Here is a 25,306-nt window from a genome sequence, read left to right on the forward strand (position 1 = left end):
AATAGTGTCGGATTTCGTGATTTTTTGTCTGAGGATCTAGAAGAATAAACTTCTAGGCGGTTGCAGGTTGACTTTGTAAAAATATAAGAAAGTATAAGTTTCACTCTATACATTATCCTTATATTTCTCGCACAAACGCTTACCGTCCTTAAAGGGACGCCGAAGGCGTTTTTGCTTGGCCTACTTTCTGCTATAATGGAGGACAGCAATAAATAGGCATGGAGGTTGACCATGGCACAATATACGCCGATGATAGAGCAATATTTAAAAGTAAAGGAAGGGGCAAAGGATGCCTTCCTATTTTTTAGACTGGGCGATTTCTATGAAATGTTCTTTGAAGATGCTATTTTGGCTTCCAAGGAGCTTGAAATTACGTTGACAGGTCGCGAAGGCGGGGGCGCAGAGAAGATCCCGATGTGTGGAGTACCTTATCACGCCGCCGAGGGTTATATTCAGCGCCTGATTGAAAAAGGATATAAAGTCGCTATTTGTGAGCAGTTAGAGGATGCTTCCGTCACAAAGGGAATGGTGAAGCGGGATATCGTACGTGTCGTGACACCAGGAACGGTTATGGATGGGAAGATCATTGCTGACAAAAGCAATAATTACCTCGTTTGTGTAACCGAAAGTGATGGGATGATGGCATTAGCCGCTTGTGATTTAACTACAGGTGAATTGTATGTTACATCCGTTTTATCTGGTGCAGAGTGGCTGCGCGATGAGATTGGCATTTATGAACCGGCCGAGATCATCGGAGACCCTGCATTATTGGAACTATTACGCAGTGAAACACCTCTGTTAGCGAAGCCTGTCGTGTATACACCTTGGGAGAAACGCGAGGAGGAGCTGGCACGCCGTCAGTTCGGTGAAGCCGTATGGGTCCGTCTGGAGAAAGAACGCGGACAATGTCTAGCGCTGCTAATTTCCTATTTAAACGAGACGCAGCGGCGTTCAATGGGACAGCTTAGTCAAATTTCCCCTTATGAACCAGGTAATTATATGATTCTTGATCCGTTTACTCGCCGAAATCTGGAGCTTACAGAGACGGTCCGAGAACGGTCCAAAAAAGGATCTCTTTTGTGGCTCCTAGACCGTACTGAGACTTCCATGGGTGCGCGCTTATTACGTCGTAGAATAGATAAGCCGCTGTTGCAGCGGGCGCCGATTGAACGTCGCCTGGAAGCGGTAGATTATTTGTACAATCAGTTTATTGTTCGTGAGGATCTGCGTTTAGCGTTGAAGGAAATTTATGATTTGGAGCGGCTGGTAGGCCGTATTGCTTTTGGTAGTGCGAATGGCCGTGACATGAATGCCTTGAAGCTATCACTGGCACAAATTCCTGCATTGAAGGAATTATGTATGACTTCGGGGTCTGCGACCTTACGCGAGATCGGTGCCAGCATGGATGAATGCGCCGAGATACGGGAGGATATAGACCGAGCGATTGTAGAGGATGCGCCGGTGTCTGTGCGAGATGGAGGGATTATCCGTTCTGGTTATCATGCCCGGTTGGACGAGCTACGGGAAGCTAGCAGTAATGGTAAACGTTGGATCGCCGAACTAGAAGCGAAGGAACGCCTAGCCACAGGCATCAAATCACTGAAGATCGGCTATAACAAAATCTTCGGTTATTTCATAGAGATCACCAAATCCAATCTGGCCGCGTTGCCTGAAGGGCGTTATGAACGTAAGCAGACGCTTGCAAATGCAGAGCGTTTTGTTACACCTGAGCTTAAGGAAAAAGAGGCACTGATTCTTGAAGCGCAAGATAAGATGACAGATTTGGAGTACAGCCTGTTTACTGAACTGCGTGATCGAATCAGCGGTCAAATTCCGCGATTGCAGAATCTTGCAGAAAAGGTAGCTGAGATTGATGTGTATCAATGTCTGGCTGCCGTCAGTGCAGAGCATCGCTTCGTGAAACCTGTCCTATCGGATGGGTACGATCTTCGTCTTGAAGGTGGGCGTCATCCTGTCGTGGAAGCTGTGTTAAAGGAATCGGCATTTATAGCAAACGGAAGTACACTCAGTAAAGAAGATGGAAATATTCTTTTGATCACTGGTCCTAATATGGCTGGAAAAAGTACCTATATGCGGCAAGTTGCACTCATTTGTATTATGGCTCAAATTGGCTGTTTCGTTCCAGCATCCAGTGCAGAGGTACCGCTTATTGACCGAATCTTCACACGTATTGGGGCAGCCGATGATTTGATCGGAGGTCAGAGTACGTTTATGGTAGAAATGGCCGACATTCAGGTTATGACAGAAAAGGCAACAGCCCGGAGTTTGATTATTATTGATGAGCTTGGTAGAGGAACTTCCACGAGTGAGGGTATGGCGATCGCACAAGCGGTAATTGAGTATGTGCACGATACCATTTCTTGCAAAGCTTTAGTTTCGACGCATTTTCATGAATTGGCTCACTTAGAAGAAAGTCTTAAAGGGCTTAAAAATTACTCTATGGCCGTACAGGAGAGCGGGGATAAAGTAAACTTCCTGCGCAAGCTTGTTCCGGGTGCGGCAGACAGTAGCTATGGTATTTATTGTGCACGCCTTGCAGGACTTCCTGAAGGGATCATTGATCGTGCTTACGGTCTGCTTCGGAGCATCGAGCAGGCGGCTTATCCGGGTGGTTCCTCTATTCATTATGGGGGTGGACTAGAAAGTCAGGCTGCTGCAAAAGAGGTCGCAACTACATCTATCCAACAACCCGAGAGTGTCATCGCAGAAACTTCGGGGATTCCTGCGGACTCATACTCATCAATAGCCGATGAAGTAGTTCAATTGTCTATCTTTGGCGAGGAAGAACCACGTAAGAATCGGAAAGGTAGTGCAAATCAGTCGGCAGTTGTAACTGAAGTTCAAGAAAATCCTGCGATAAAAGAATTCATCGCTTCTGTGCGTAACGCAGATCTTATGAATATGACTCCGCTGCAGGCTATGAGTCTGCTGAACGATCTGAAGATGAAAGCGAAGGATCTTTAATTATTGATTGTCTAAATAAGAGGTGAATGAAATTGGCCAAAATTCATATATTGGACGAGCATATTGCCAACCAGATTGCTGCGGGTGAAGTTGTAGAGCGGCCAGCATCTGTTGTGAAGGAGTTAGTGGAGAATGCTATTGACGCAGGAAGCACAAGGATTGAGGTTTCGGTAGAAGAAGGCGGTTTACAGAGCATCCGAGTGAAAGATAACGGCTCGGGGATCGAGGCTGAGGATTGCGAGACCGCCTTTTATCGTCATGCCACAAGTAAAATCGCTAATGGACGTGATCTATTCCAGATCACTAGTTTAGGGTTCCGTGGTGAGGCGCTCCCCAGTATTGCGGCGGTATCCAAAGTCTCTCTTCTGACGGCTACAGCCGATGATGGCAAAGGACGCCTGATTGATATTGAGGGCGGTAACTTAATACGGAATGAGGATTCCCCTTCGGGCCGTGGGAGCGATCTGGCGGTGCGTGAATTATTTTTTAATACGCCGGCAAGGCTGAAATATATGAAGAGTATTCAGACGGAGCTTGGTCATATATCGGATGCCATGTATCGAATGGCGTTAGCCCATCCGGGTATCTCCTTTACCTTGCATCATAATGGCAATCAGCTGCTGCACACGCTTGGTAATGGTGATCTGCTGCAAGTGATCGCAGCGGTGTATGGAACCTCCGCAGCCAAGGCTATGCTGCCAATTACGGCAGAGGACCTGGATTACCAGATTTCTGGTTATATAAGCCGTCCGGAATGGACACGTTCAAATCGAAACGCAGTGACTACCATTGTGGGAGGACGGTATATTCGCAGCAATGGTTTGAACGCAGCGATCATGCGTGCTTACCATACTTTGCTTCCGATTAACCGCTATCCACTGCTGGTGCTCGAACTGGACATGCATCCTTCCCTTGTGGATGTCAATGTTCATCCGGCTAAGCTGGAGGTTCGGTTTAGTAAGGAGAATGAGCTTTACACGTTTGTTGAACAAGAAATTCGTAAAGTGTTGTTAGGGCAAAGTTTGATACCGCGTCCTGGTAAAGAAACCATCGGTCCAAAGGGCAGTAGTTCTTTTATACAAGAGCAGTTTGCTTTTTCCAAAGGATCAGTTCCACCATCACCGCTATCGACTGAGGTGGGCAAGGATTCAGTTCCTCAGGGATCTGGTAGTTCCTTTTGTAGACAACAACTATCAAATGTTGAACACAGCGCCCGCGAGTTCAGAACGGAGGGGCAGATTGATAATCAGATGACCCGTGAAACGGCTCCACCCTATGGGTCAGGATACCAGTCTTCCTCCTCGCAAGGACGTCAGAATAATGTGAGCAACAATTATTCTAATAGCTATCGCCCGCAAGAAATTGCAGCATCGCCGAAGCAATTTCCTTCTGCTGAAGAGCTCTGGGCTCCACCGCGGCAGGAAGAGCCTGGGCTTCCGGCCTTCCCGGAACTAAATTACATCGGACAGCATCATGGGACTTATATTATCGCTCAGAATGACGGTGGGCTGTATCTCATTGATCAACATGCAGCTCACGAACGCATAAATTACGAATATTTTTATGAGAAATTCGGACGTCCTGAAGATGCTTCACAGGATCTGCTTTTGCCAATTACACTTGAGTTCACGCCTTCGGAAAGTCGTCAACTCAGTGAACGTCTACATTGGTTTCAACAGGCCGGAGTGTACCTTGAGCATTTTGGTGGACAGACTTTTCTGATTCGATCTTTGCCTTATTGGTTTCCTGAAGGCGAGGAGAAAGTGATCGTTGAAGAAATGGCAGAGTGGGTCTTGAGTGAACGATTAATTGACCTAGCAAAGCTGCGAGAGAAATCGTCTATTCTGTGTTCATGTAAAGCTTCAATTAAGGCCAACCAGAAACTAACAGAACAGGAAGTCGAGGCATTGTTGTCTCGTCTGGCAGCATGCAGACAGCCGTATACTTGTCCACATGGGCGACCGATTGTGATCTCTTTTTCATCCTATGATTTGGAGAAATTGTTCAAACGGGTGATGTAATTGTAAGTCTATATTAGTTGAACTTGAAATTTTTCTATTAAGGTAATTGCGTGACTGCGGTGAATGCTTGGACTTCCGGCCGCTGTTGTCCCCGGATTTCTTGATTATATACCGTGTTTCACAGTTGAAATCCGGGGACAGCCTGTGCTTCCGAAGTGAGCTTTCCTGCGGAAAGCTTTCAGGCGGTCGCTATCGCTCCTACAGTTCCAAACTTCCCCTCCGTCACTTTTCCTTTTAGAATGTTTTTAAGATCAACTTATATAGAAATTTGTTGTAAGTATGACTGGAGGCAACATGATTATAACTACGGGTTATAGCCCGATAATGGAAATTGTAGAGCGGGCTCAGAATCTCGCAGAGAAAACGGGCTGTAAATACGCTCCACGCGAGAAATTCTCCATACCCAAGATGGTGGAACACTACGGAGATGAGGATATACTAATTCTTTCTCAAGATGCCGTTCGTTTACACCGCTTAGGGATGGAGCCTATGGAGTTTCACCCAAGCATGGGATTCGTTCGAGCGAAACGAATTCTAAAGGGTGATATAGAACCGATGCTTGTCGCTGCTCGAATGCTTCCCGGAGATAGCGTTCTAGATTGCACAGCGGGCCTAGGCGCTGATTCCTTGCTATTTGCTGTGCATGGTGGTGAGTCCTCGGTTGTTACCGCTCTGGAGAGCTCATTGCCGCTGTACGCACTGCTCTATGAAGGGATGCGGCACTATACCTCTGGGCAAGTAATGGTTAATAAGGCCTTGCGTAGAATTAATGTCGTGCATAGTGAACATTTGGACTACTTACGTGCTCTACCGGATCGAAGTTTAGATATTGTGTACTTCGATCCGATGTTCCGAGTGCCGTTGACCAGTTCTGCTTCGATTTCCCCGCTGCGGCAGTTTGCTAATCGAGCAGCATTATCAACAGAGAGTGTAGCTGAGGCGGTAAGAGTTGCTCGTAAAACTGTTCTTTTGAAAGAAAAGGCTCTAAGCGGCGAATTCGAAAGGCTTGGCTTTACAGAGCTGCTCCGGAGCAACTCCAAAACATCGTACGGGGTGATACACATTGACAACTAAAGAGAGACATAAGGTTCTAGTCTTATTAGGACCAACAGCTGTAGGTAAAACCAGGTTAAGTTTAGAGCTTGCGGCTGCCTATAACGCAGAGATTATTTCTGGCGATTCGATGCAGGTTTATCGTGGTATGGATATTGGTACAGCTAAGATCACTCCAGCTGAGATGATGGGAATTCCTCACCACCTAATCGATATTCATGATCCACAGGACCCATATTCTGCTGCTGAATTTCAGGAACAAGGTAGCAGACTTATCGAAGAGATAAGCAGTCGTGGGAAACTTCCATTTATTGTTGGGGGAACGGGTCTCTATATTGAGTCCTTATGTTACGGTTTTCAATTCTCTGAAGCTGTGGCTGACGAAGCATTCCGTAAAGAACAGGATCAATTTGCAGAAGAATATGGAGCGCTTGCATTACATGCCAGACTTGAAGCGGTTGATCCGGTCAGTGCAGCGAAATTACATCCGAATGACCGTCGTAGAATTATACGGGCACTGGAAATTCATCACCAGACAAACACCACACTTTCCGCTTCTCATGCCGCTCAAAAGAAGGAGTCGCCCTATGACTTATGCCTTATCGGTTTGACAATGGACCGGAAAATACTATATAAACGTATTGAGGACCGAATTGATAGCATGCTTGCGGATGGTCTTATTGCTGAGGTAAAGGGACTGCTGGATAACGGCTACAGCAGAAGCCTTGTGTCCATGCAGGGGCTGGGCTACAAGGAAATTGCCGCTTACCTCGCGGGAGAACTGACGCTAGAGGAAGCTGTGATACTGCTCAAGCGCGATACTCGCCGATTCGCTAAAAGACAGTTGTCATGGTTTCGCCACATGAAGGAAATCGAGTGGATCGATGTCGAAGGTGAGCAAAACTTTTCTGAGAATTTCTCGAAAATACGTGCTATAATAGCAGGAAAGTTTCTCTCAGGTCTTGAATATACTTCTGAACAATATAATTGAACCATTGGGGGTACGTCATATGAACAAGTCCATTAACATCCAAGATACATTCTTGAACCAACTACGCAAAGAAAATATCCCTGCTACAGTATATTTGACCAACGGCTTTCAAATCCGGGGAATTATTAAAGCATTCGACAATTTTACAATCGTTATTGACAGTGATGGGCGCCAGCAAATGGTGTATAAGCACGCGATTTCCACATTTACACCGCAGCGCAGTGTGTCACTTATGCAGGACAATAATAACGAAGAATAACATTAACAAATTTGAAGTGAAACCTTTCTTGTTAATAAATCGTTTGAATAGAATGTGAGAGAGCAACCTGAGAAGGTTGTTCTTTTCATTCAGAGAAGTCCATACATGATTTATTCAAGGAAGGGAGTCAGGAGGCATCATGTCTAGAGATGATACATCAAGGACGAATAACAATAGAAATAGAGGATCGTCCAGTTCCAATTCTAATTCTAATTCAAAATCAAAACCGAAAAGTAAGAAGAAAAAGAAGTTTTTGACGAAGAAGCGTGTGCTGTGGAGCTTGTTCTTTGCTACAGCGTTGGCCATTTTCTGTGCACTCGGCGGTTATCTGTTCATTATGCTGAATGGGCAAAAGCTTCTCCTAGAGAACCAAGATAAGCTGACCGTAAATGAAACTACAAAAGTATATGACCGCAATGCTAATTTAATCGGCGAATTATCGCTTGAGAAAAGTGATCCTGTAGAGTATGAGAAGATTCCACCGTTATTGATCAATGCCTTTGTAGCCACAGAAGATAAACGCTTCTTCGAGCATTCTGGTGTGGATTTATGGTCAATCGGCCGGGCAGCGGTAAAAGATATTGCTGCACGCAGCATGGTAGAAGGTGGTAGTACCATTACTCAGCAGCTAGCCAAAAACATCTTTTTGACACGGGATAAGACATTTTTCCGTAAAGCGACTGAGGTATCCATTGCTGTAGCGTTGGAGAACCAGAATACTAAAGAAGAGATCATTACCATGTACCTGAACCGAATAAACTTTGGGGGTACGGTCTACGGAATAAAAGCAGCATCGGAAAGATATTTTGGTAAGAGCGATCTGAATGATCTTAAGATTTGGGAAATGGCGACATTGGCTGCGATGCCTAAGGGACCGTCTCGTTACAACCCTCTGCGCAACCCAGATCTTTCAAAGGAACGACGCGCAGTAGTACTTCAACTCATGTATGAACAAGGATATATTACGGAGCAAGAAAGAGACGAAGCGAAAGCCGTGGATTATAATTATAAGCCACCAGCAAAGAAACAGCGTTATCAAGCTTTTATTGACTTCGCAGTGGATGAAGCAGAGGAGAAATTTGGATTGTCCGAAGATGATCTGAATATTGGTGGTTACAAGATATACACCACTATGGATAAGCACGCTCAAGAAACCGTAGAGGATGCTTTTGCAGACAGTGATAATTTCGAGAAGAGTGTAGACGACGAGCTGGTACAAGGTTCTATGACCATCGTGAATCAAGAGAATGGCGGCATTGTCGCACTTCTAGGTGGACGGAATTATGAGAAAAAAGGCTACAGCCGTGTAAATGGCAGCCGACGTTCTCCAGGTTCAGCCTTTAAACCCATCGTTGCTTATGCTCCAGCACTGGAAACTGGAAAGTATGACAAGTATTCTACGTTAAGCAACGAGAAACAGTGTTTTTCTAACTATTGCCCAACGAACCTTCACGGATATTCCAAGAGTATTAGTATGAGTGATGCTATACAGAAATCAGAAAATATTCCTTCGGTCTGGTTGCTTAATGAAATTGGAGTGAATACCGGATTTAAGTTTGCCAAGAAATTGGGGATTGGACTGGAAGACGAGGACAAGAACCTCTCACTGGCTCTCGGAGGTATGAGCAAAGGAACGAATACACTGGAAATTGCACAAGCTTACAGTGCTTTTGCAAATGGCGGTGAACTTAGAGAATCATATTCCATTAAATCGATCACTGATAGTAGTGGAGAGACCGTCTTCAAGGCTAATACAACGCCTGAGCGTGTTATGAGTAAGGAGACGGCTTATCAAATGACCGAGATGATGCAAAAGGTTGTAGAGAGTGGTACGGGTAGAAAAGCAAGGATTGATCGTCCAGTTGCTGGTAAGACCGGTACGACTCAAAGTGGATATTCTGGAATCAGCTCGAACCGTGATGTTTGGTTTGTGGGCTACACACCTGAATGGACAGCTGCGGTGTGGATGGGTTATGACAAGCCAAGCAAGAAACATCTGCTTAAGAATAGCAGTGGGCTTGCCGCAGCATTCTGGGGTAAAGTGATGGAGGAAGCGTTAAGGGATATTCCTAAGAAGTCATTCCCACAGCTTGAAAATGAAATAGCTCCTGCACCTACTGAAACACCTGAACCAGCTAAGAATGTTAGTGGACTTACAGCAGCTTATGATCCATCTACAATGACAGTAAATCTGGGCTGGCAGGCCGTTCCTGTTGCAAGTGTAGAATATCGCATTTATCGTAGAGAGACATCCGAGGCTGATTTCGGTTTACTGTTAAATACGGTCACGACTAGTGCAGGAGACTTTAGCGCAATGCCTGGTCTGGTTTATGAGTATTATGTAACTTCTTATGATCCTGCAACCCAAGTGGAAAGTGAACCATCAAATGTGGTTACTGTCTCTGTACAGGATGAGATGCCAACACCTGAGCCAACCATTGATCCTAATTTACCGACACCAACACCTGAGGATGGCGGAGACAATGGCTGGGATAATGGCAATGGTGGTAATAATGGCGGTGGCAACAATGGAAGTGGGAATAATAGTGGAACAGGAACCCTTCCTGAATTCACTACGCCTCCACCGTCAGCAACACCGATACCTACCGCTCCACCAGATGTACCTTCTGGTGGCGAAAGCTCAGGGAATGAGAGTGGTAATGCAACGACAAGCCCTGATCAAGAGGCTGGCAATGTGAATGGTGATTCTTCTGTTCAATAGTTACGCTTAGTATTTAAGAAGTTAGCTATTCTTTACTGAGGCTGTCTCAAAAGTAGTGAATGCTACTTATGGGACAGCTTTTTTTACAATTCCTTATCTCTTTAATTGTATCTGTGATTATAATCGCCCGTATTTTACGGGATGTTTTGAGTGTATCCGCTAAATGTGTTAAGCTGAATACACCATACTGGAGAGGGTAATTTCTATGAAACGTAAATTCGGAGACCGGGCCAACTGGCGCCGGATTACGCGTCGCCATTTTGCCTGCCGCTATGTGGAGAGCCGGGAATTCAGCGGATATATTACGCTTTATACTATCTACGGGCTGAAAGAACCACTGTGGAAGAGCTATGGACGGCATACATATCGTATTGCAGATAAAGGTTATTCCTGGCTGCAATATTTTCCTAAAGACAGTCACTATATTGTGACGGCTATGTTTGACGAACGGCAAAATATCATTCAATGGTACATAGACACTTGCAAGGTGCAAGGCGTCACAGACCAAGGCGTTCCATGGTTTGATGATTTGTATCTGGATGTGGTTGTGCTTTGGAACGGCGAGGTTTTCTTGCTTGATGAGGATGAATTAGAGGAAGCACTGGAGAGGGAAGATATTTCCGAAAGTGACTATAAACTCGCCTGGGAGACAGCCAATACTATTTTACGCGGCATTGATGCTCATGCTTTCCCTTATTTCTCACTATCTTTGAAGCATCGTGCCGAATTATTTCATCATGGAGAATTCAGGAGGAAATAAAGAAATGGAATGGTACGTCTACGGAAGAGACTCTTCCCCGATTCGAATTGTTTCCAAAAAACGCAAATTCTGGACGAAACGAACGTTGCTTATTGCTTTATCGATTATTGTGATTGCAGGATTGTTGTGGTGTGCTTATGCATTAAACAATATTAATAAAGCTGCCACAACAGATCCTATGCAAAAGGCGGATGTTGGGATCATTCTTGGCATGTCGATGTGGGGGGATGAGCCTAGTCCTGGACTTAAGGAACGGCTGGATTACGGGCTGAAGCTTTATCAGGAAGGGATGTTCCCGAATCTTATTGTTTCTGGTGGTTTAGATAAACCAGATTTACAATATACTGAAGCTCAAGGAATGCGTAATTATTTGGTTGCTAAAGGAGTGCCAGATAGATCCATTTACGTAGAGAATGAAGCTACCAGCACTTACGAGAATCTTTTGTATAGTAAAGAGATTATGGCACGTGAAGGGTTGTCCTCAGCAATAATCATTACGCATACATATCATGGTTGGCGTTCACATGAGATTGCAGACGAGCTTGGATATGTGAATCCTGAGCTGGGACTTACAGAATCCACCGTTCTATCGATGACAAGACATAAAACACGTGAGATTCTAGCCTATACGAAATGGAAGCTTCAGCAGCTATTCCTGTGATTTGTCCAAAAAATCCCGAATCTTCTAATAACACTTCATTTACTGGAATAGACTTGATTAGAGAAGTCAGCCCTGGATAATGAGGTGATACCGATGAGCGGACGCGTAGCAGCGGCCAGTGGACGGGAGGAAGAAAGACCGTCTCGACAAATCAATATTGTATTGCGGAGTCAAGAGCCTCCGGCTATAACAAACCCTTCTGGAGAGAGCCGGCCGGTGCCTCCAAAAAATCACGGCCATACTAGCTTATTCCAAGAGCTAACACAAGAATTGGAAGGTTTAGTGGGTCTGGACAATATCAAAGAGCTAGTCTTTGAAATCTATGCCTTGTTACAGATTGCTCAAATGCGTACTGAGGCAGGACTTGCAAGCGGCGGGCAAGCTTATCACATGGTTTTTAAAGGGAATCCCGGAACTGGCAAGACAACCGTAGCTAGGATCGTAGCTAAGCTATTCCAGCGTATGGGTGTGCTGACCAAAGGACATCTCATTGAGGTGGAGAGAGCTGACCTTGTCGGTGAATACATCGGTCATACTGCACAGAAGACTCGCGATCTGGTAAAAAAGGCTTTGGGTGGTATTTTGTTTATCGATGAGGCTTATAGCCTTGCTCGCGGTGGAGAAAAGGATTTTGGAAAAGAAGCAATTGATACGCTCGTTAAGGCCATGGAGGATCATCGAAGTCAATTTATACTTATCTTAGCGGGGTACTCTGGAGAGATGGAGTATTTTTTGATGAGCAATCCCGGATTGCCTTCACGTTTTCCGATACAGGTGGAATTTCCTGATTATACGATTGATCAACTGCTGCAAATTGCTGAACTGATGGCAAAAGATCGCGACTATATTTTGATGCCGCAGGCGATACTCAAGTTAAAGCAGCATTTGTTAGTAGAGAAGACGGAGAGTCTTCATGCTTTCAGTAATGCGCGGTATGTTCGCAACGCCATTGAGAAAGCTGTTCGGGGGCAGGCTGTAAGACTGTTAAACCAGTATGAAAGTACCAGCCCAGGCAAGCAGGAATTAATGACGCTTCGAACTGAGGATTTCAAATTATGAATTACAGGATACTATCACCGTCATAAGGAGCGTGACATACATGGCAATAACTACGCATGATACAGAAACAGATGTACAAGATCGAGCAATACTGGTAAGTCTCGTCACAGATAAAATTAAAAGAACCGGAATTGATCCAGAGCTTTCACTACAGGAATTAGTGCAATTAGCCGAAACGGCTGGTGTTGAAGTTCTGGATGTGCTGCGTCAAAACAAGGAAACGCCTGATTCTAGATGGTTTATTGGTAAAGGTAAAGTAGAAGAGCTACGAATGGCTGCTGATGCTCTCGGAGCAAATACAGCTATCTTTGATCAAGAATTGTCTGGTGCTCAAGTACGGAACCTTGAGGAGGCTCTAGATCTAAAAATTATTGACCGGACGCAGCTTATTCTGGATATTTTTGCGGGGCGTGCGAAGACGCGAGAAGGGATTATCCAGGTTGAGCTAGCACAACTGTCCTATCTGTTACCTCGGCTTTCCGGTCAAGGGAAGAACTTATCCAGACTAGGTGGAGGAATTGGTACCAGAGGTCCGGGTGAAAGTAAACTGGAAACCGATCGCCGACATATTCGTGATCGGATTACGGAGCTGAAACGCCAGCTGGATGAGGTTGTTAAGACACGTGAGCTACATCGGGAGCGTCGCCGCAAGGCGGGAGCAGTGCAAGTCGCACTTGTTGGGTATACGAATGCAGGTAAATCAACGCTGCTTAAGCAACTGACGGATGCGGATGTCTATATTGAAAACCAGTTGTTTGCCACACTGGACCCTACTTCACGTGTACTTGAGCTAGCAGGTGGTAAAGAGGTTGTGCTTACGGATACTGTAGGCTTCATTCAGAATCTTCCACATGATCTTGTCGCATCGTTCCGTGCAACGCTTGAGGAAGTAAATGAGGCCAATTTGGTGCTTCATGTGGTGGATGCCTCTTCACCCATGCGTGAGGAACAGATGGAGATCGTTCAATCCATTTTGCAGGACTTAGGTGCAGCTGGTACACCGCAAATCGTGCTTTTTAATAAAATCGATCTATGTCAGCCTGAGCAACTGGAAATGTTGCCAACAGGTACAGGATACTTGAAGATCAGTGCATTTAATCCGGAGGATTTAACTCGAATTACCGAGATTATCGCTGATGAACTGGCTGGCGACACTCTCAACTTCCGTATTCCCGGAGACCGAGGCGACATTTCTTCCTTGCTCTACAGGGTGGGAGAGGTTCTGGAAACGACTTATGATGAGAACGATGTGCTCTATAACGTTCGTCTTAATAAAGAGGATTATGACAAATGGGGTTACATGCTTGCTGATTTTGTGGACCAGCAGTAATCTTGTGGGTCATTCCTAAAGTGGAAATGCTTCGTTTATAGGTATAAAATAATAGCTAATCTAGAAAGCGTCAGTTTACTGCCGCTTTCTGTCATTATGATGGCAAGTAAATGTAAGGAGCGAATCAGAACGAATGGTAGTTTTTGCAGAGGATATTTTGAGCGCGGCAGAGGCCGCAGAAGTTGAAATAGAAGGCGCTGTCAAAGCCCTTGATCGTATTGTAGATAAGAATCAATGGAAGGTTATTGAAGCGTTTCAGCGTCATCAAGTCAGTGATTTTCACTTTGCCGGCTCAACGGGGTATGCGTATAATGACCGTGGCCGTGAAGTGTTGGATCTTGTCTATGCTGACGTTTTTGGTGCGGAATCTGCTCTGGTACGCCCGCATTTCGCTTCAGGAACACATACCATATCAACAGCCCTATTTGGTGTACTGCGTCCAGGAGATGAGCTCCTTTACATCACAGGACGTCCGTACGATACCTTACATAAGGTGATTGGTCACACAGGTGATGGGACAGGCTCTCTCGCAGATTTCGGAATCACTTACCGAGAGGTTGCTCTTACAGCAGAGGGAAAGATCGATTGGGATGAGGTAGCTCTCGTTGTTAACGAAAATACTAAAGTGATTGGAATCCAAAGGTCACGAGGATATGATTGGCGAGCTTCTTTCACAGTGGCTGAAATTGGTGAGATGACTTCGAGGGTAAAAGTGTTGAAACCGGAAGTGATTGTTTTCGTCGACAATTGTTATGGTGAGTTTACCGAAGAGCTTGAGCCTCCACAGGTTGGTGTGGATCTAGTAGCAGGATCGTTGATTAAGAATCCAGGTGGGGGTATTGCTGAGACGGGTGGATATATCTGTGGCCGACAGGATCTTGTGGAATTGGCAGCTTATCGATTAACCGCTCCTGGCATCGGTGGTGAAGTAGGGGCTATGTTAGGAACAACTCGTGGGCTTTACCAAGGATTGTTTATGGCTCCGCACACTGTAGGACAAGCTTTAAAGGGAAGTGTTTTTGCTGCATCCGTCTTTCAGCGTTGCGGGTTTGAGACAAAACCGGCGTGGAACGAGCCGCGTACAGATTTGATTCAGGCGGTTTCCTTTGATGGGCCAGAACACTTAATTGCCTTTGTTCAGGGTATACAACGCGCTGCCGCTGTGGACAGCCATGTGGTACCAGAGCCTTGGGATATGCCTGGTTATGAACACCCTGTTATTATGGCGGCAGGTACGTTTATACAAGGTGGAAGCTTGGAGTTATCTGCAGATGCGCCTATACGAGCTCCTTATATTGGCTATATGCAAGGTGGATTAACCTATTCACATGTTAAATATGGCGTTTTAATGGCACTTCAAAGTATGCGTGAAAGAAAATTGCTGTAAGAATATCTCACATACCATTGACACGCTGTATTAGGAAATGTACAATGAGATCAGAAAAAGATCATTGGAAGGTTGGATGAGTCATGGGTGATGAAATCCGCAGAAATATGGCACTATTTCCTATTGGAATTGTAATGAAGCTGACTGATTTGTCCGCGAGACAAATTCGTTATTATGAGCAGCACAGTCTGATCGTACCAGCACGTACGTCGGGGAATCAGCGTTTGTTCTCTTTTAATGATGTTGAGCGCCTATTAGAAATCAAAGCTCTGATCGAGAAGGGTGTTAATATTGCTGGCATTAAGCAAGTAATGAATCCTGTCTCTAAGGAATCCGAGGAAGCTACTGTTATTACCCCTGATACAGAGGTTAGACGTAGAGAGTTATCCGATTCCCAGCTTCATCGAATGTTGAAGCAAGAACTAGTTTCCGGTAAAAGACCGGGACAAGTGTCTCTGATTCAAGGTGAGTTATCCCGGTTTTTTAATAAATAATAATATATAGAAGTTCGAAAGGGAGAGGATCACATGAGCTTTTCTAAAGAGGATATTTTGCGCATTGCCAAGGAAGAGAATGTTCGTTTTATTCGTCTGCAATTTACGGATCTATTAGGTACTATCAAGAATGTAGAGATTCCAGTTAGCCAATTGGAAAAAGCACTTGATAACAAAATGATGTTTGATGGTTCTTCCATCGAAGGTTACGTTCGGATTGAAGAATCCGATATGTATCTCTTCCCTGACCTTGATACATGGGTAATCTTCCCTTGGGTGACAGATAGCCGCGTAGCACGTTTGATCTGTGATGTTTACATGCCAGATCAGACACCTTTTGCTGGAGACCCGCGTGGTATCCTCAAACGTTGTCTGAAGGAAGCAGAAGAAATGGGTTTCACAGCTATGAACGTTGGGCCAGAACCTGAATTCTTCCTATTCAAGACAGACGAAAGAGGCAATCCTACTACGGAATTGAACGACCAAGGTGGATATTTCGACTTAGCGCCAACGGATTTAGGGGAAAATTGTCGTCGCGAAATCGTACTGACCCTTGAAGAAATGGGCTTTGAAATCGAAGCTTCCCACCATGAAGTAGCTTCCGGCCAGCATGAAATTGACTTTAAATATGCTGACGCGATTACTGCTGCTGACCAAATTCAAACCTTTAAGCTCGTCGTGAAAACGGTAGCCCGTCAACACGGCCTGCATGCAACTTTTATGCCTAAACCATTGTTCGGTATCAACGGATCTGGTATGCACGCTCACCAATCCTTGTTTAAAGGCAAAGAAAACATGTTCTACGACGAAAGCGACAAACTGGGTCTGAGCAAAACTGCACGTTACTACATGGCTGGTATTTTGAAGCACGCTCGTGCTTTTGCAGCGATTACTAACCCAACAGTGAACTCATACAAACGCCTTGTTCCTGGTTATGAAGCACCTTGCTATGTAGCTTGGTCTGCAAGTAACCGCAGCCCAATGATTCGTATCCCGGCTTCTAGAGGTCTTAGCACACGCGTTGAGGTTCGTAACCCGGACCCAGCAGCTAACCCTTACCTCGCACTTGCTGTTATGTTGAAAGCTGGGCTAGACGGAATTAAGCGTAAGCTTGATCTTCCAGCTCCAATTGACCGTAACATCTATGTGATGTCTGAAGAAGAGCGTATTGAAGAAGGCATTCCAAGCTTGCCATCCGATTTGAAAGAAGCACTTAGCGAAATGATCCGCAGCCATGTTATTACCGAAGCTCTCGGCGAACATGCCCTGGCTCACTTCTACGAGCTAAAAGAAATCGAATGGGATATCTACCGCACACAAGTTCACGAGTGGGAAAGAGCGCAATATATGACTCTTTACTAGAACTTTCTAACCCTTGACACCTTTGGTGTTAAGGGTTTTTTTTGTGGTTAAGTCAGCATTCTGAGCATTTCATTGATGATAAACCCACAAAATACCCACAAATCGTTACGGTTATTGGAGGATGTTAGAATGTGAGCTTCAAATTTTAAGGATAAGTTATTTCAGGTGATTTGAACCGAAGGCGTTCTGTGAAGCGGAAGTGATAATTTGGGAAAGTGATACTCGTTGTGTTAACGCTGAGATTCTCAAACTTCGCTAAATTAGTTGTTTAATTAGGTTACAGATTCACGTATGAAGCCGCTCTTGGACGCAGCGGTCCTAATGTTACTGGAGTCCGATACTCGCCGAGGGTGATGGTGACTTGTTAGAGCGGGGATCCAAACTGACTGAGATCCATGAAAAATTCTAAAACGGATATGAACTATCGACGTTTCTTCCATCTTCCTCAGTTTAGCCAGGAAATAAGGAGACAACAGAAGCCTTATAATTCCAATCTCCACAAAAATATAGCACCTGTAATTATGCCAATGACTCCTCTATTTTGTGCATCATGTTACTATTCCAATGCCCTAAAAAACAGAACTATTAAATTTTTTTAATTAGAGGTGGGGAATAATGTTAAAAGCAAAGAGGGAATTTTTATTCGGAATCCAAAGAAGACCGTAAAATTAAAAACAAAGTGGCGAATTGGTCAGCTTTAGGAGGCATTCTTTCCTTGGTTATAGCTGGAGTCATATATTTATTGTGATATTTACCTCACTCAAGTAGCCTTTGGCCTTGAGTTTTTTTGTATTAATAGTTATAGTAAAATGGAATTTAATATAACAGTCACAATTCATGCGATCATCTGACATTATTTTATATTTTTCTTGCAAAGGTATATCTTTCATAGGATAATATGGGTATATTTTCCTAGCAAAAGTTGGAAATGGATATTATCTGAGAGGAAGTAGAATATTGAAAACAAAGAAACCTTTTTTTAAAAAATGGTGGTTTTGGCTCATTATTGTTTTTGTTGTAATAGGGGTGATTGGATCACAGGGGAATGATAGTGAGCCTACAGTAACAAAATCTGAACCGGCAGTGGCAAAGGTAGATGATGCTGCTGCAACAGAGAAACCAGCCGCAACAGAAAAGCCTACCAGCAAGCCTACTGAAGAGCCAAAGGAAACGATGATAACTGAAGTTGGACAAACCATCACAACTAAGAATTTTAAGCTTACAGTTGAGTCTCTGGAAAAGCCGAAGGGAAACGATTATGTACAACCATCAGAGGGTAATGAATTTGTAGAAGTTGGAATTATACTCGAGAATATTTCCAGTAAAGATTATATGGTAAGCTCTATGCTAATGTTCAATGCATACCAAGACAGCTTCTCTATAAATGAAGATCTAATGGCTCATACTTTGGATAGTCAAGTAGGAACAATGGACGGCGCTTTAGCTGCTGGAAAGAAAATTCGTGGCAAACTCGCTTACCAGCTTCCTAAGGATTGGAAAGAGCTTGAAATCAATACTGATTTTACGGTTTTAAGTTTTAGTTCAGATGGAGAAATCAAAATCGTTTTTCAAAATAAATAGGATAACTCACATATAAGAGTCTCGCCAAAGCTGGGGGGCTTTTTTTATTGTTAAACCTGATAATCATATTTACATAAAGTACCATACGAATTATATTGAAAGAACAGCATAAAAGGGGGGTTATAATTGGCGAAGATTTTTAATGAAAATACGGTTTCTTTTAAACAGAAGTTATCTCCGATTCCTGAGTTTGCTTGGCAAACGAGTGAGAGATTAGCTGAAATAGCTAATTCTAAACATCTTGTCTTTGACATAAGATCGCTTGATCCAGATAAATATTCTTTTCCTTACCATTTTCATAGAAACGCTGAGGAGATATTTGTGATTTTAACGGGAAGAGCGATGTTAAGAACTCCCGAGGGTTTTACGGAAGTTTCTGAAGGTGATGTGATATTTTTTGAAATGGGACCGGAAGGTGCGCATCAACTTTATAATCATACGGAGGTACCTTGCCGGTATCTTGATCTCCGAACAAATCAGGGTATAGATGTTTGTGAATATCCAGACTCAGGTAAAATCAATATTCTCCCGTATCAAGAAATCTATAAAGCGGATCAACAGGCGGATTATTATAAAGGTGAAGAACAGATCCGGGATAAATGGAAGGGAATGGAGGATCATACTTGATTAAAGATCGATGGTTCACAGTAACGGAAGTTGATCCGACAAGCTATGCAATTAGTGAATATGGGCATTGGGAAAAGGTGCATTCTTTTTTACTGTTAGGGAAAGAACAAGCTGTGTTGATTGATACGGGATTAGGCATCGATAATATAAAAAGAATAACGGATCAGTTAACGGATTTACCAATCGCTGTCATCACTACGCATGTGCATGCAGACCATATAGGCAGTCATGGACAATTCGAAACAATCTATGTTCATAAAGCGGATGAGGATTGGCTGATCAATGGAATACAAGGTTTGTCCCTTGCCCAGATCAGAAAAGATATGAGCCGAGACATTACTCTTCCTGTTCCTGAGACATTTAATCCTAATACGTATACGCCTTTTCAAGGTAACCCAACAGCTCTATTGCAAGAAGGGGATGTGCTTAACATAGGAGGGCGTAGATTAGAAATTTACCACACTCCGGGTCATTCGCCTGGCCATATTAGCATATTTGATCATGCCAACGGGTATCTGTTTACAGGGGATTTATTGTATGATGCTACACCTGTTTATGCTTTTTATCCTTCGACTAGTCCGGTCGATTTAGTGGCTTCTTTAGAAAAGATTGCGCAAATTCCAAATGTGACCCAAGTATTCGGCTCTCATAATACGTTAGGTCTAGATCGATCTATTTTGCAAGAGGTTAAGAAAGCGGTTCGTACTTTGCGTGAACAGAATCTTGTCGCTCATGGTACGGGCATCCACCAGTTTAACGGGTTTAGCGTGCAATTTTAAATAAATAGATGCTATTAAATAAGCAGTGAAAACGGCCCTCAAAAAAGGACCGTTTTTTTGTCATTCTTTTGCTTTGTGATAAATTCTAAAAAGGGTGTTTATTGGGATACGATCGACCTGAAAAATGTATGCAATTGTTGTACTTGGGAGTAGGCTTCTTTGTACTCGTTGTCGGATTGTTTAATAGGCAATAAGCCTGGCAAGAAGGAAATACTGTACATGGGCATTTCGTTGCTGTTCATATATATTTTAAGCGTAAGTTCCTCGATAACATCAACCTCTTCGTCAGCACTATTAAACACATGAATATCCGCACTTGAAGCAGTAGTTTTGCTGTTTTGCTGTCTTTTAGATACTTTTGAAAGGGTTAGTGCGTTAACAACAATCTCTGATCCCATAATATTGTCGAAGGAGTAAAGCTTTGCTATTGCTTTTTTGCTTGTCTTCGGGTTGCTGGTACCGATTGCTATTTTTTTATAAGGTTCGTTTAGGGCGATTAAGTGAGATTGATTGGGGGGGATATATGTTTTGGTGAAAATGATGTTAAAAGATGAGATAGCGTTTAACAGCTTGGAAAGTTCAGAAGTAGTAGACAATTTTTTTAATTCTAGAATACCGGCACTTAGAATTAAGACTACTCCTAAAATGGCAAACATGTACATCAGGAAGATCAGCATGTAATCACACCTCCAATGATCTCAGTAGAGCAAGATTTATTGCTTATTGAAAGATATGCCTGAATCCTCCCTACTAGTATCTGTTAAAAGCGAAAATCATGGAAATTTAGGAACGACTATTGATTAGAAAAAGAGAAAGCACCCAGAGATCTTCCGATTCTGCAAGCTGAGTGCAAAATTTGGGCAGTTACTGAGTGCTTTGATGATATTTTTTAAAATAAATATGTCAAAATCATAAGAAGTTGAAGGCTGTGATTTGATCGGTATAAACAATTAGCTGTTTGTATTCGATCGGAGATTCATAGTTAGCATAGGATCTTACAGAAACATCATTAAGGACTACAAAGTTATAGCTGAAATTTTTATCCGGATGTTCCGCACCTAAATAAGATATGTATTCGTCTACAATGACATCATCCATTAGAGATTTTAAGTCAAAAACATCCTCTTTATTGGAGGCCGAAGGGGAGATTGTCCCTTGAATACTGCCAAATGAGGTGAGTAGATTTACTTTTTTTCCGCTAGCTTGATCATTATTTAACAATAAGCCAGAGAGTTTAACAAGTGCATCGACTTTAAAATCGACGAGGGTTCTAATTTTTGAGTTGTTCAAAACAAGACACTTCCTTTCAGTTTGAAATCCTGTTAACATTATTCGACATATAACCGCATAATTCCTATTACGCCATCAAAAATACTTAATTACAAACACACCCCACCCATTGTATGAGTGAGGCATGTTTATCTATGGATAGATTTAATTCCTGATCGTTACTCGTGTTCCAATCGGAACAATCGCAGCTAGAGCTAAAACATCCTCATTGTACATACGAATACAACCGTGGGAAACTTCGTGTCCTATGGATGCGGGATCGTTATTTCCATGTATCCCATAGTGTGGCTTAGATAGACCCATCCAAAAGACTCCAAATGGACCACCTGGATCGGGCTGTTTGTTAATGATAGTGAATTCACCCACTGGTGACTGTGTTAACATTTTACCGATTCCGACCGGGAAGCCCCTGATCACAATGTCGTTGTCAAGAAGATACAGCATACGCTGCGTCAGATCTACTATAATTCGGTAATTTGGCATTGTGCAACACTCCTTTCTAATTAGGATATGAACAGGATGCCTAAACGTTATTCATTAAAAATGGCCATTTTAGCCTATGAGAACAAATGTTCTGAAAGGACTATTGGAGTTAGATAACAAAAAAAGCTGTTCCGCATTTGCGTAACAGCTTTTATAAAAATATAAGGAAGCATATATTTTACGGTATACATTATCCTTATACTTCTCGTAGAAACGGATACCGTCCTCTAAAGGACGGTATCCGTTTTTGCTTGGTAGGAGTGCATGCTTAGTGGATATCTCGAAATAATCCGATAACTCTGCCGAGAATGGTTACGCGATTAAGGCGAAGAGGCTCGTAAGCCGGATTCTCCGGCTGAAGACGTATATGATCACGTTCTTTATAAAAGGTCTTAACGGTTGCTTCATCTTCTTCGGTCATAGCTACAACGATATCTCCGTTATCAGCCGTTTGTTGTTGACGAACAATTACATAGTCACCATTCATAATCCCTGCTTCTACCATACTGTCACCTTGAACCGATAACATAAATACTTTGTTATCTCCAACATAGTGAGTTGGGAGCGGGAAATAGTCTTCAATATTCTCAGTAGCGGTGATAGGTACCCCGGCGGTAACCTTTCCTACGACAGGAATGCGAGCGACGGTTTGTGCGAAATGATGGACATTCTCGGAATCCTCTTGGCCAAGTAATTCTATCGCACGAGGCTTCGTTGGATCTCGACGGATAAGTCCCTTCTTCTCTAGCCGATCCAAATGACCGTGAACTGTGGAGCTGGAAGCAAGACCAACAGCTTCTCCAATCTCCCGGACGGAAGGAGGATAACCCTTGCTGCGGACTTCGCTACGTATAAATTCCAGGATCGCCAGCTGGCGACTTGAAATCTTTGACATTGGAATCAACCCCATATAGTAATGTTTGGGAAAATTATAACATAGAACTACCGTTCGCACAAACATAAGTTCTAACTATTATAAATATTAATTCGAAAGAGTTAATAAATGGTAGTCTCGTATTGATAAAGTGAACTTCATAACAATGATCAGATTGATATCTTTATGGATGATAGGGTGGTTGGCTCTTTACAAAAAAAAGAGAACAATTGTTCTAAAATAGTATTGAACAAAACACATGTTCGTGTTATTATAATTTCAAAAGTAAGAACAAGTGTTTGGAGGATGATATTCATGTTAAAATACAGTACATACCGTAGCATCTACGATAAAGCCCCAGTGGTTGAATCTTTAGGACATAATCCTGTTACCCGTTATTCAACTAAGATTAAAGAGATTACAGATCTTTTGCTTGTAGGATTGATGCGTTTGTTCCGGAGAGATCTTGTTATTAAACTGACATTAATCATAGTGCTCGTACTATCAGGACTTACAGTAGTAGGCAATGTATTTGCAGGATCTACTACTTTAATGAAGGACGAGAAGCGCGTAGTGGTTGAACGTGGAGATACACTTTGGAGTATTGCTCTTGAGAATAAACCTTCTGATATGAAGACGGCTGTATATATAGAAGGAATTAAAAAATTCAATGGCATTAAAGGCAGTCAGATTAATGCTGGAGATATTCTTACTTTACCTATTTATTAATATTCTAAGAACATAATAAGAGGACATGAAGAGCTTGCAGGGAGTAAACCTTGACAAGCTCTTTTTCTCATGGCAGAGTTAGAATTAATTTATAAGGGGAGGGAAAGTTTTGAATATTGATGAGTTGGTCGCGCGTATTAACGAATTGGCACGCAAACAGAAGAGCGTAGGCCTTAATCAAGAGGAAACGGCGGAACGCGCCAAGCTTCGTGAGATTTATTTGGGGAATATTCGCAATAACTTCCGAGCACAATTGAATACGATTGAATTGGTCGATAATGATGAGCATGAACAAGGTAACAAGGGGCTTAAGCATTAACTCCCTGTTCCTTTTCATAGATATTACTGGATGACTAGGGGGAACGCATATGGCCCGTTCTTGGGAAAGAATGGTTCAACGCAACACACAGCAAATTAACAAGCAAAGAAAGAAACAGGGGAAGGAAACGATTTACGCATATAAATCGAAATCTCCTGGTAAGAACAGCGAAACCTTTAAAGGCCGTAACATTGCATTTCCGGTAGTGTTATTAGTGCTTGGTACTATGTTTTGGATGATTGGTTCAGTGGATCAGGCCAAAGGCAATGGTATGCTAATGAACTGGCTAGGGGTCGTTTTGTACTACTTACTTGCGGCACTTCTGTTCTTCCGACGTCCATATTTGAAGGTGGAGAATGCTAGACTATCTACTATAAAATTCAATCGCGAACGCTACTTAACAGCTTCTGATATTGAGAAAATCATCCTTTCACGTGGAGCTGTTGTCATTAAGCATAAGGGCAAACGCACGAAATGGATTTTCACCAGACTTATGAATCGTTATGATACAAACGCGATGGGGACTCGACTGGAAGCATTCGCAAAAGCTCACCAAATTGAAGTAGTTCACGATTAGAAATTAACCAGCTATGGGAGAGGGAGACCTGTAATGCCAATTTCCGCCGTACTATTTGACCTTGATGATACACTGCTCTGGGATGATCGGAGCGTAAATGAAGCATTTCGTTCTGCATGTGAAGCCGCTGGGGATACGATTGATCCACAAGAACTGGAACTTGCGGTGCGTAAAGAAGCCATAGGGTTATATGAATCCTACGAAACGAACCAATTTACAAAAATGATTGGGATTAATCCGTTTGAAGCGCTTTGGGGGAACTTTACTGCAGGTGAACAACCGGAATTCCGTCAATTGGAGCAGCTTGCACCGGGATACCGTAAAGAGGCGTGGCGTCGAGGTCTTGCAGCACTTGGTGTAGAGGACGAAGCTCTTGCTGAGACATTAGCAGCTAAATTCGCAGCAGAGCGTAGAAATCGGCCTTACATCTATGAAGAAACGATTCAGGTGCTTGAAGAACTGAAGGGAAAAGTAAAGTTATTGCTTTTGACTAACGGATGTCCTGCATTGCAACAAGAGAAACTAGACGGCGTGCCTGAAATCGTTCCTTTCTTTGATCACATTGTGATTTCCGGAAGCTTCGGCAAAGGAAAGCCAGATAAGGATATTTTTCTGCATGCCCTAGAGCTTCTAGATATTGCACCTGAGCAAGGGGTTATGGTCGGTGATAAGCTTACAACGGATATTCGTGGTGGGTTGGCAACAGGGTTGACTACGGTTTGGATTAATAGAAAAGGCAAACAGCCAGATCCAGAAATTCAGCCGGATTATGAAATCAAACATCTTGGAGAGCTTCTTTCATTAGTCCAATCTTTATAAAGTTGAGTAAGAGAAGTTCATTCATTTAAGCCTTAAGAAGGCAGTGAGTTCCTGGTTTACTAGGAGGCTTGCTGTCTTTCTTTATATCTACATCATACTTAGTAAGGTTGATGAGATTTTCCAGTATATGATTTAAGTCACAAG

At 43.2% G+C, this 25,306-nt stretch carries 24 protein-coding genes and 1 pseudogene; 21 read left to right on the forward strand and 4 right to left on the reverse strand.

Features of this window, described 5'->3' with window-relative positions:
• The first annotated feature begins 231 nt into the window (after window positions 1-231).
• The 17 genes and pseudogenes from mutS (at window position 232) to UQ64_RS10040 (ending at window position 20,071) form a co-directional block, all read left to right on the forward strand.
• A complete protein-coding gene (gene mutS, locus UQ64_RS09965; protein WP_060623339.1) occupies window positions 232-2,985 on the forward strand; it encodes a DNA mismatch repair protein MutS in 2,754 nt (917 codons plus the stop codon).
• A 32-nt stretch (window positions 2,986-3,017) separates the two neighbouring features.
• Window positions 3,018-5,006, forward strand: coding sequence for a DNA mismatch repair endonuclease MutL (gene mutL / locus UQ64_RS09970; protein WP_082651054.1), 1,989 nt, complete (start codon window positions 3,018-3,020; stop codon window positions 5,004-5,006).
• A gap of 294 nt (window positions 5,007-5,300) precedes the next feature.
• Window positions 5,301-6,080: a class I SAM-dependent methyltransferase gene (locus tag UQ64_RS09975; RefSeq protein ID WP_060623341.1), complete on the forward strand. Its 780-nt coding sequence runs from the start codon at window positions 5,301-5,303 to the stop codon at window positions 6,078-6,080.
• Window positions 6,070-7,050: a tRNA (adenosine(37)-N6)-dimethylallyltransferase MiaA gene (gene miaA / locus UQ64_RS09980; RefSeq protein WP_060623342.1), complete on the forward strand. Its 981-nt coding sequence runs from the start codon at window positions 6,070-6,072 to the stop codon at window positions 7,048-7,050. Before UQ64_RS09975 ends, miaA begins: the two co-directional genes overlap by 11 nt.
• 19 nt (window positions 7,051-7,069) lie before the next feature.
• Window positions 7,070-7,309: an RNA chaperone Hfq gene (gene hfq, locus UQ64_RS09985; RefSeq protein ID WP_060623343.1), complete on the forward strand. Its 240-nt coding sequence runs from the start codon at window positions 7,070-7,072 to the stop codon at window positions 7,307-7,309.
• A gap of 139 nt (window positions 7,310-7,448) precedes the next feature.
• The gene (locus tag UQ64_RS09990; RefSeq protein WP_060623344.1) at window positions 7,449-10,031 is read left to right on the forward strand and encodes a transglycosylase domain-containing protein; all 2,583 of its coding nucleotides are present in this window, start codon (window positions 7,449-7,451) and stop codon (window positions 10,029-10,031) included.
• A 205-nt stretch (window positions 10,032-10,236) separates the two neighbouring features.
• A complete protein-coding gene (locus UQ64_RS09995) occupies window positions 10,237-10,791 on the forward strand; it encodes a ribonuclease FAU-1 family protein (RefSeq protein WP_042128364.1) in 555 nt (184 codons plus the stop codon).
• Between the two features lie 4 nt (window positions 10,792-10,795).
• Entirely contained in the window at window positions 10,796-11,452 is a 657-nt protein-coding gene (locus UQ64_RS10000) for a YdcF family protein (RefSeq protein WP_060623345.1), read from the forward strand.
• A 93-nt stretch (window positions 11,453-11,545) separates the two neighbouring features.
• On the forward strand, window positions 11,546-12,511 hold the full coding sequence (locus tag UQ64_RS10005; RefSeq protein WP_042188887.1) for an AAA family ATPase: 966 nt from the start codon (window positions 11,546-11,548) through the stop codon (window positions 12,509-12,511).
• A gap of 40 nt (window positions 12,512-12,551) precedes the next feature.
• Window positions 12,552-13,841: a GTPase HflX gene (gene hflX / locus UQ64_RS10010; RefSeq protein WP_060623346.1), complete on the forward strand. Its 1,290-nt coding sequence runs from the start codon at window positions 12,552-12,554 to the stop codon at window positions 13,839-13,841.
• Window positions 13,842-13,974: 133 nt separating this feature from the next.
• The gene (locus UQ64_RS10015; protein ID WP_060623347.1) at window positions 13,975-15,228 is read left to right on the forward strand and encodes a methionine gamma-lyase family protein; all 1,254 of its coding nucleotides are present in this window, start codon (window positions 13,975-13,977) and stop codon (window positions 15,226-15,228) included.
• Between the two features lie 83 nt (window positions 15,229-15,311).
• Window positions 15,312-15,722, forward strand: a complete 411-nt coding sequence (locus tag UQ64_RS10020) for a MerR family transcriptional regulator (protein ID WP_042128355.1) — start codon at window positions 15,312-15,314, stop codon at window positions 15,720-15,722.
• A 33-nt stretch (window positions 15,723-15,755) separates the two neighbouring features.
• A complete protein-coding gene (glnA, locus tag UQ64_RS10025) occupies window positions 15,756-17,084 on the forward strand; it encodes a type I glutamate--ammonia ligase (RefSeq protein ID WP_060623348.1) in 1,329 nt (442 codons plus the stop codon).
• Window positions 17,085-17,721: 637 nt separating this feature from the next.
• Window positions 17,722-17,832, forward strand: a pseudogene (locus tag UQ64_RS32825) (DUF5316 family protein); the annotation flags it as partial.
• A gap of 209 nt (window positions 17,833-18,041) precedes the next feature.
• Window positions 18,042-18,665 (forward strand): DUF4352 domain-containing protein, encoded by a 624-nt coding sequence (locus UQ64_RS10030; protein ID WP_060623349.1) that lies wholly within the window; start codon window positions 18,042-18,044, stop codon window positions 18,663-18,665.
• A gap of 126 nt (window positions 18,666-18,791) precedes the next feature.
• A complete protein-coding gene (locus UQ64_RS10035; RefSeq protein ID WP_060623350.1) occupies window positions 18,792-19,292 on the forward strand; it encodes a cupin domain-containing protein in 501 nt (166 codons plus the stop codon).
• Entirely contained in the window at window positions 19,265-20,071 is an 807-nt protein-coding gene (locus UQ64_RS10040) for an MBL fold metallo-hydrolase (protein ID WP_060623351.1), read from the forward strand. The genes UQ64_RS10035 and UQ64_RS10040 overlap by 28 nt, the downstream gene beginning before the upstream one ends.
• Window positions 20,072-20,169: 98 nt before the next feature.
• On the opposite strand, the gene UQ64_RS10045 is transcribed toward UQ64_RS10040, so the two are convergent.
• The 4 genes from UQ64_RS10045 to lexA all read right to left on the reverse strand — a co-directional run bounded on the left by UQ64_RS10045 (window position 20,170) and on the right by lexA (window position 22,739).
• A complete protein-coding gene (locus UQ64_RS10045; RefSeq protein ID WP_060623352.1) occupies window positions 20,170-20,748 on the reverse strand; it encodes a hypothetical protein in 579 nt (192 codons plus the stop codon).
• A 232-nt stretch (window positions 20,749-20,980) separates the two neighbouring features.
• Window positions 20,981-21,361 (reverse strand): hypothetical protein, encoded by a 381-nt coding sequence (locus tag UQ64_RS10050; RefSeq protein ID WP_060623353.1) that lies wholly within the window; start codon window positions 21,359-21,361, stop codon window positions 20,981-20,983.
• Window positions 21,362-21,505: 144 nt separating this feature from the next.
• The gene (locus UQ64_RS10055) at window positions 21,506-21,844 is read right to left on the reverse strand and encodes a L,D-transpeptidase (protein ID WP_060623354.1); all 339 of its coding nucleotides are present in this window, start codon (window positions 21,842-21,844) and stop codon (window positions 21,506-21,508) included.
• 268 nt (window positions 21,845-22,112) lie between these two features.
• The gene (gene lexA / locus UQ64_RS10060) at window positions 22,113-22,739 is read right to left on the reverse strand and encodes a transcriptional repressor LexA (RefSeq protein WP_042188849.1); all 627 of its coding nucleotides are present in this window, start codon (window positions 22,737-22,739) and stop codon (window positions 22,113-22,115) included.
• A 294-nt stretch (window positions 22,740-23,033) separates the two neighbouring features.
• On the opposite strand from lexA, the gene UQ64_RS10065 reads away from it, so the two are divergent.
• The 4 genes from UQ64_RS10065 (at window position 23,034) to UQ64_RS10080 (ending at window position 25,162) form a co-directional block, all read left to right on the forward strand.
• Window positions 23,034-23,447 (forward strand): LysM peptidoglycan-binding domain-containing protein, encoded by a 414-nt coding sequence (locus UQ64_RS10065; protein WP_060623355.1) that lies wholly within the window; start codon window positions 23,034-23,036, stop codon window positions 23,445-23,447.
• A gap of 109 nt (window positions 23,448-23,556) precedes the next feature.
• Complete coding sequence (locus UQ64_RS10070) at window positions 23,557-23,766, forward strand: DUF896 domain-containing protein (RefSeq protein ID WP_042128334.1); 210 nt, start codon at window positions 23,557-23,559, stop codon at window positions 23,764-23,766.
• A 49-nt stretch (window positions 23,767-23,815) separates the two neighbouring features.
• A complete protein-coding gene (locus UQ64_RS10075) occupies window positions 23,816-24,343 on the forward strand; it encodes a hypothetical protein (RefSeq protein ID WP_060623356.1) in 528 nt (175 codons plus the stop codon).
• 33 nt (window positions 24,344-24,376) lie between these two features.
• Window positions 24,377-25,162 (forward strand): HAD family hydrolase, encoded by a 786-nt coding sequence (locus UQ64_RS10080; RefSeq protein ID WP_060623357.1) that lies wholly within the window; start codon window positions 24,377-24,379, stop codon window positions 25,160-25,162.
• Window positions 25,163-25,306: the final 144 nt, after the last annotated feature.

Origin of the sequence: Paenibacillus etheri (genome assembly GCF_001012825.1) — a bacterium.
GTDB classification, from domain to species: domain Bacteria; phylum Bacillota; class Bacilli; order Paenibacillales; family Paenibacillaceae; genus Paenibacillus_AQ; species Paenibacillus_AQ etheri.